This window comes from uncultured Planktosalinus sp., assembly GCF_963973675.1.
Lineage (GTDB): Bacteria > Bacteroidota > Bacteroidia > Flavobacteriales > Flavobacteriaceae > Planktosalinus.
Map to the genome: position 1 here is coordinate 1 of NZ_CAXBAN010000364.1, position 2,663 is coordinate 2,663.

4 protein-coding genes and 1 pseudogene are annotated in these 2,663 nt (G+C 39.1%); 2 read left to right on the top strand and 3 right to left on the bottom strand.

The features are described 5' to 3' along the window. Positions 1 to 516: T9SS type A sorting domain-containing protein (locus AACY61_RS12015; RefSeq protein WP_339611819.1), on the top strand; the 516-nt coding region annotated here is incomplete at its 5' end. Here the strand turns inward: AACY61_RS12015 and AACY61_RS12020 are convergent. Next, the gene (locus tag AACY61_RS12020; RefSeq protein ID WP_339611820.1) at positions 505 to 1,017 is read right to left on the bottom strand and encodes an adenine phosphoribosyltransferase; all 513 of its coding nucleotides are present in this window, start codon (positions 1,015 to 1,017) and stop codon (positions 505 to 507) included. The genes AACY61_RS12015 and AACY61_RS12020 overlap by 12 nt on opposite strands. 147 nt (positions 1,018 to 1,164) lie before the next feature. Then, a complete protein-coding gene (locus AACY61_RS12025; RefSeq protein ID WP_339611821.1) occupies positions 1,165 to 1,344 on the bottom strand; it encodes a hypothetical protein in 180 nt (59 codons plus the stop codon). Between the two features lie 627 nt (positions 1,345 to 1,971). Here AACY61_RS12025 and AACY61_RS12030 point away from each other — a divergent pair. After that, positions 1,972 to 2,280 (top strand): hypothetical protein, encoded by a 309-nt coding sequence (locus tag AACY61_RS12030; RefSeq protein ID WP_339611822.1) that lies wholly within the window; start codon positions 1,972 to 1,974, stop codon positions 2,278 to 2,280. Positions 2,281 to 2,415: 135 nt separating this feature from the next. Here the strand turns inward: AACY61_RS12030 and AACY61_RS12035 are convergent. Continuing rightward, positions 2,416 to 2,663 (bottom strand): annotated as a pseudogene (locus AACY61_RS12035) (SOS response-associated peptidase); the annotation flags it as partial.

Genomic DNA, 2,663 nt, shown 5'->3' on the forward strand with positions numbered 1-2,663 from the left:
GTGGATGCGATGATTAAACACAACTCAGGCATCAACACGGCAAAAGTTTTTTGGCGCGAAAGCGGTACACAAAATTATCAGGAAACAGCAATGAGCTTTGAAGGAGATGATCTATGGGTGACTGAGTTGTCTGTACCGGGCGATGCCACCTCAATCGAGTATTATATATGGGCTGAAGCCAATTCCGGAAAAACCTTAACCCGACCCCTGGTAGCTCCGGAAGGGTTCTGGACTTTTGAGATTTCAAGCCTTTCAGCAGGAGATTGGGCACAGCAACATATTGCAGGACCTTATCCCAACCCGGCCTCAGAAAAAGTGTCGTTTAACCTAAATACCATTTCCGGTGAAATCAATATCACCATTCACAATGTGTTGGGACAAAAAGTATATGAGAATACCATTGAAAACGGTCATGGAAAAATAACACTTGACCTAAACCCCCGGTGGAAAGGAGCTTTGTTTGTTACATTTTCGGGTGAGTTTGGAAAGGTACATAAAAAGGTATTAAAATTTTAAAACCGACTGAACATCATAGGCTGCTATTTGATCTCTTCCGTTAAGGAACTCTAATTCCATCAGGAAGTTGCATTGAACAATCACTCCACCCAAATGTTCGATAAGCTCACATGCGGCTTTTGCGGTTCCTCCGGTAGCTAAAACATCATCGTGCAATAAAATCAAATCACCTTGTTGTATAGCGTCTTCATGCATTTCGATATGGTCATCACCATATTCCAAGGCATAACTGCGCTGAATGGTTTTGTGGGGTAGCTTTCCGGGTTTTCTAATGGGTACAAAGCCGGCATTGAGCTTTTGAGCCAATAAGGTGGCAAAGAAAAACCCGCGCGACTCAATACCCACCACCTTGTCAATTTTTTTACCCTGAAGGAGTTCAATGAGCTGTTCCAAGCAGGCAGTAGTAGCTGCCGGGTCATTTAACAAAGGGGTGATGTCTTTAAAGAGGATGCCCGGTTTAGGGAAGTCGTGAATGTCACGAATGTATTTTGATAAATCCATAAGAGTGTTTTGAATGTGATTAAAGATAAAAAATATACCCCACATCCCCTCGATGAAGGTTCAAAAGATTGGTGTTTTTTTTGTAGGGAGATACATTTAAAAAACACATTGATAGAATCAGGCTTACTTGTTTGCCAACGCTCTAAATTATTTCTTCTTTTTCCCTCTTACCTTAGTAGCCCAATAGCCTACTGCGGTTGCTGCCAATGCTGCAAAAGCGACTGCTAGAGTACCCTTTCTTTTATAAACAGCCTTTCCGGTTTTTTCCGCGACTTCTTTACCAATTATTTTTCCACTTTCTTTCAATATTTTTCCTTTAGTTGACATGTGTTGTTTTTTAGATTTTAAATAGAACTGCCCAATACTTAGGCAGCACTCTATAAGATCAACAATAATTAGCAAAACAACCGTTAAGAAGTTTTTAAATAACAATATATTAACTAAATGGTTGTCTTATGGTTGCAAGGGCGTTGGTTTGTAAAGTTGAGATGATGCTTAATGCGGTCACTTATGGAATGTTATGACAAATACCTTGTTACCATCGGTTTTTTGTTCATTTATTTTCTGAGTAAATAGTTTCTGAAGTCCCATCAAATAAGGAAGTCCTTTCAACAAGGTTGAACGGGATGTGTCGAGAATAGATAGAAGCTGTAACCTGCTTACAAATAAAACGGGCAGGAGTGACCAAAGAAAAACAACAAACAGGACCTCTTTCAAAACTACATACTTCTTAACCTAGCTCTGCAAAGGGTTCTGAAGGCGCACCTTGTCCTTCTGAATTTTAGAGTTTAGGGTCTTATAGAATTGTTAAAGAAGAGCATTCACATTTGACACAGCAGTATATTTGCATAAAAAAAATAAAGCTATGAAATGCCTATTATCATGGTGCCAATCTAACAAATTGATTCGCAAGGTATTTCATCTAACCTATTAAAAACAAATAACTATAACCGGATGAAAATAACAAACTATGTACCCTTGCTTTTTGTGGGATTGCTCCTTGTTTCCTGTAATGAGATGACTCAAAAAATGGACGCTCAACTGGATAAACTTAACCAACAAACTGATCGTTTAGACTCTTTGGTGGACAAGAATATGAACAAGTTGGAAGATTTAGATTCGCTTGTGGATCAAGGCTTGAAAAAAATCCCTGACTTGGATTCTGTCTTAACGCGTGAAGGTGCAAAAATCAAACAAATAGATTCCATTGTAAAACGTGCGGCTTCAAAAATAGATACCTTGAGCAATAAATTAAATTTTTAATGCAATTGGCCATCGTGCGGGTTGGTATTAGAAAGCAACTTATTTACTTTATGTGAATGTGTGCCTTGAAATGTATGCTATGGCTCATTTATGCTTAATATGAGTTAGACTTATGTCTTATAAACCTTTAGTCAATTACTCATAAAGCGGAACCCCATCATAGGCCACAGGGTCTAAAATGGAGGGCACATTACTGTTGATTTTAGGGCTAAAGAGGTCTTTGCTCACGGTATAGGGGTGGAGTTCTTCTTCGGGATAGGGAGTCGCCATAAGTTGTTGAATATCGGTTTCGGTGAGGCTGTCTGTGAGCCAGTCCTGTTCGTTTTTGGCAGCAATGAGAATGGGTTGTCTTTTCTTCTTGTTGTGTATTTTTTCAAAGAGGG

Coding starts and splice junctions, on each gene's coding strand:
- AACY61_RS12020 (WP_339611820.1), bottom strand. CDS start 1,017: ATGGATTTATCAAAATACATTCGTGACATTCACGACTTCCCTAAACCG.
- AACY61_RS12025 (WP_339611821.1), bottom strand. CDS start 1,344: ATGTCAACTAAAGGAAAAATATTGAAAGAAAGTGGAAAAATAATTGGT.
- AACY61_RS12030 (WP_339611822.1), top strand. CDS start 1,972: ATGAAAATAACAAACTATGTACCCTTGCTTTTTGTGGGATTGCTCCTT.